Raw genomic sequence first — 3,742 nt, 5'->3', positions numbered from 1 at the left:
CATTTAGCAGCTCTAGGTATTCCAATGTTGGCAGTTAATGTGGGAGGACATTTGGGATTTTTGACAGAAAGTTTTGAAGATTTTAAGGATACAGAGAAGGTATGGGATAGGTTATTTGAAGACCGCTCTTTAGTAGCGACTTTACCATCTCTGGCATCAATACCTACAATAATTTGACCAGGAAATTCTTGACAGAGGTTAGATATTAACTGAGGTCGTTCGACCGCTACAGTACCGACAATAGCTTGTTTTACACCAAGAGCAAGCACACTTGCAACTGCAGAATAGTTACGTAAACCTCCCCCTAATTGTATTGGTACATCTACTGCTTTGATAATCGCTTCTATTGTCTTTTGATTTACGGGTTGACCTACTTTTGCACCGTCTAAGTCTACCAAATGTAGCTTTGTTGCTCCTTCATCTACCCACCTTTTTGCCACATCAACTGGGTTATCATTAAAAACTTTCTTTCGCTGATAATCTCCTTGATATAATCGTACACAACGTCCATCTAATATATCGATTGCGGGTATAATATTCATAGACAATATTTTTTGTATTCAAAACTACTATTTTTTCAACAGTTGCACCCACTGTTAATATGATACATAATTGAACTAGACAATCCTGACCATAGAGGAGTTTTGACTCCTGCTAATTTCATACCTTCTGCAGTCCAATCATTACAAGCTCTTAAAATTGAATAACTATTTTTTCCTGCATAAAAACCGCCTCCATAATTACTATCTACGAGCAGGTTGATTTTATTACCTTGGGTATCTAACTGGAAGGAATTATTGATAAATTCCATCAGCCTACGGTAATTAGTTTGAGTAATTATAGCACACTTAATTTCATATTGTTGAGGAATATTTCTATAGGCTAATACCCTTATAGCAGAGGGTGTTGGCAGGAACATGGCCTTAAAAATTGTCATAATTGGCAATGATGTCCCAGTATAAGTTTCGAGAAAATAAGCTCGATCGCCAAGGCCAAAAGCTAGATAATTTATGGAAACTGATGGATTAGCTATTAATTTTAAGTTGAAATGTTGCTGCAAATTCCAATTTTTAGTTCTGACTGGAACTAGAATATCTGTATGGATACCAGTATTATAAATATAGATAGATATGCCTTTGTTTAATAAAGTCATATCGCAAGAATTATCATACCAATTTCTCGGAGTAAAATAACCAATAATTAAGCAAATTTTTATAGATAAAATAGTACTTAATACCAATCTAACAATTCTATTTTTTAACATAAAAACTGGTGATTTATTCATTGAGGATCGTCAATATATATGTCTATGTTGACGATATTATATTCAGAATAGATGCCAAATTCTTAAAAATAAATTCTAGACGTAAAAATAAACCAATTAAATTACTATAGAAAAATTTAACTTTTTTTTGTATTTTAAACTTTACCAGAGTTTTCTGAATATAAAAGCACGCCACCTAGAACTAAATTGATGGCTTCTTGAGTTTGTTTTTCAATCATTTCCTGACTCAAAAGTTGTCGATCTGGCTTGAGATAACTGAGATTTTCCTGAGCATCAAAATAAAAAACACAAATCCCTAGAATATTAATAGTTGTCAAAAATGGATCGACCTGCCGGAAACTTCCTTCTGCTATTCCCCGCTCCAAAATATCCATTAAAAATACAAAGCTATCTTGCCAAGCAGTTAATTTTCCGTATTTACCCTGATTTTGAATTGCTTCATGGAACCACAGTCTCCCTCTATAGGGATGAGATGCTTTGTAGGTGATCGCTGAATGTATTACCATTTTCAAAGCTACTTCTGCTGGCAACTGCTCCAGGTGCGACTGCTGAATCATTTGATTAAGTTCTCTGACCAAGCGTTGAAAAACCTCCTGATACAAAGCATCCTTACTTTTGAAATAATAGTAAATCATGGCTTTTGTTACTCCTGTACGAGCTGCGATCGCATCTATCTTTGCCCCAGCTAAACCATATTTCGCAAATTCCTCCTCTGCTGCATCTAAAATTTCTGCTTTTGTTGCTTCTCGATCGCGCAACCTTTCTTTCTTCTTAGGCGATGGTTTTTTCTTGCCTTGATGCTTCACAACTGTTATAAATAGACTCCCAAAAAATTTACTGCCTTGATATGAAAAGGCCAAGCTTTACACTAATTACTATGGCCATATTTTGGCCTTAATCCTTAGCTAATTAATATTAGCATTTGCTTCGTTAACTCTTGACAAACAACATTTAAAAGCTTTCTTTAGTTACTAACTAAATATTTAGTTAGTAAAAAAAAAGAAGAGGAGCGACAGATGGCACATATAGATATACCATTAGGCTTTCCCGGCATTGCGGGTTTAATGAAATATCGACCGGATACAGGTAAACTGTTGTTAGAATTGAGTGAAACCTTGTTGAGAGGAGACTCACCCCTATCAGTTGAGGAGCGGGAACTAATAGGTGCTTATGTATCCCGCCGAAATGAATGTAACTTTTGCACGGGTGTTCATGGTACAGTTGCAAAACAACTACTCAAACACAATAGTAATTTCGTTGATGCAGTTTATGACAACGTTGAGAATACAGATATTACCGACAAACTTAAAGCGCTACTGAAAATAGCAGCAAAAGTACAGCTTGGTGGTAAACAAGTTTCTGAAGATGATATTCAACAGGCAAAAAACGTAGGTGCAACAGATAGAGAAATTCACGACACAGTAATTAATTGCAGCAGCTTTTTGTATGTTTAATCGCTATGTAGATGGTTTAACAACTACATTTTTTGCTGATGTCCACAGTGACAACATAACAGTATATGATCCTTCCTTTCTTTTGAGTTGTGAGTTCTAAATCATCAAATAACGTACTTGTCCAGATTGATAATATGAGAACAAAAAGTTAGTTTACTAACTGAGTATAGTTAACATTTTTCACATTCTGCTTAATATTAAATTTTCTGTCTAGTCCAGTAAGTTCTAGATAATATTTAACTGTATCGTTCAAATTTATTAGATATAAGTTACAATTATTTTTCTTAGCAATACGATGTAATGTGACCAAAGTCACTAATCCATAATTATTAATGGAATGGATAGTGGCAAGGTCTACTAAACAGCAATGTTCTGAGCTATTAGATAGAATTTGTTTCAACTTCTGTTGTAGCAGAGAACTCTTTTTTTTATTAAAGTCACCTAAAAGACGAATTAAGAGTGCCATGACTTTTCCTACCTTGCTAATTTTAAATACAAGGTAATTATCTAATATTGTGATGTAGGTAGTAAGTGATTCCCATAAGTATAACTTAGTGATAACATGAAGCTTAGTTAGTGATACTTCTGTTGACTAACTAATGATATAGATCACAATTGATATTAAGCCGGAACAAGAAAATTCCAATGGCTAATATAATCACTAAAATAGGTGCTATACTAAGGAAAAGGCAACAGTGGGAAAAACATTTCTCTGTCTAAGGTTCATGATCGGTCTATATCCTAACTAACTCTTTGGCCTGCTATAGATAGCTCACAAGAGCAAATCAGACAGTGGTTTTAGCATTAACATTTCAGAAAATGGCAAAAAATTAAATTTTTAAGTAAACAAATGAAAATAAATAGGGAACAGTAGGAGAGTTTCGACTTAGTTAACAATTTGCGCAATTTATTGACATAATACGCTAGTTCTCACAGGCAAGTAGTAACGAGGGTGACGCTTTGTATCTTCTGCACTAATCCCTGCTATTCGCATTTCTGGGGT

General features: G+C 34.5%; 5 protein-coding genes. 1 reads left to right on the top strand and 4 read right to left on the bottom strand.

Annotation, left to right across the window (positions count from 1 at the left end; all coding sequences use genetic code 11):
- The 3 genes from F6K13_RS23240 to F6K13_RS23230 all read right to left on the bottom strand — a co-directional run.
- On the bottom strand, nucleotides 1-542 hold a 542-nt coding region (locus F6K13_RS23240; RefSeq protein ID WP_287288535.1), incomplete at its 3' end, for a HisA/HisF-related TIM barrel protein.
- 35 nt (nucleotides 543-577) lie between these two features.
- Nucleotides 578-1,264: a DUF2459 domain-containing protein gene (locus F6K13_RS23235; RefSeq protein WP_161565016.1), complete on the bottom strand. Its 687-nt coding sequence runs from the start codon at nucleotides 1,262-1,264 to the stop codon at nucleotides 578-580.
- A gap of 155 nt (nucleotides 1,265-1,419) precedes the next feature.
- Nucleotides 1,420-2,091, bottom strand: a complete 672-nt coding sequence (locus F6K13_RS23230) for a TetR/AcrR family transcriptional regulator (protein WP_124142679.1) — start codon at nucleotides 2,089-2,091, stop codon at nucleotides 1,420-1,422.
- Nucleotides 2,092-2,301: 210 nt separating this feature from the next.
- Here F6K13_RS23230 and F6K13_RS23225 point away from each other — a divergent pair, with 210 nt between their 5' ends.
- Nucleotides 2,302-2,739, top strand: coding sequence for a carboxymuconolactone decarboxylase family protein (locus F6K13_RS23225; RefSeq protein ID WP_124142663.1), 438 nt, complete (start codon nucleotides 2,302-2,304; stop codon nucleotides 2,737-2,739).
- 148 nt (nucleotides 2,740-2,887) lie between these two features.
- Here the strand turns inward: F6K13_RS23225 and F6K13_RS23220 are convergent, their stop codons facing one another.
- Complete coding sequence (locus F6K13_RS23220; RefSeq protein WP_124142662.1) at nucleotides 2,888-3,205, bottom strand: STAS domain-containing protein; 318 nt, start codon at nucleotides 3,203-3,205, stop codon at nucleotides 2,888-2,890.
- Between the last annotated feature and the right edge of the window lie 537 nt (nucleotides 3,206-3,742).

It is taken from the genome of Okeania sp. SIO2B9 (assembly GCF_010672505.1).
GTDB lineage: Bacteria > Cyanobacteriota > Cyanobacteriia > Cyanobacteriales > Microcoleaceae > Okeania > Okeania hirsuta.
Note: the sequence above shows the minus strand (reverse complement) of the source record. Positions and strands in the feature narration are given on the sequence as shown.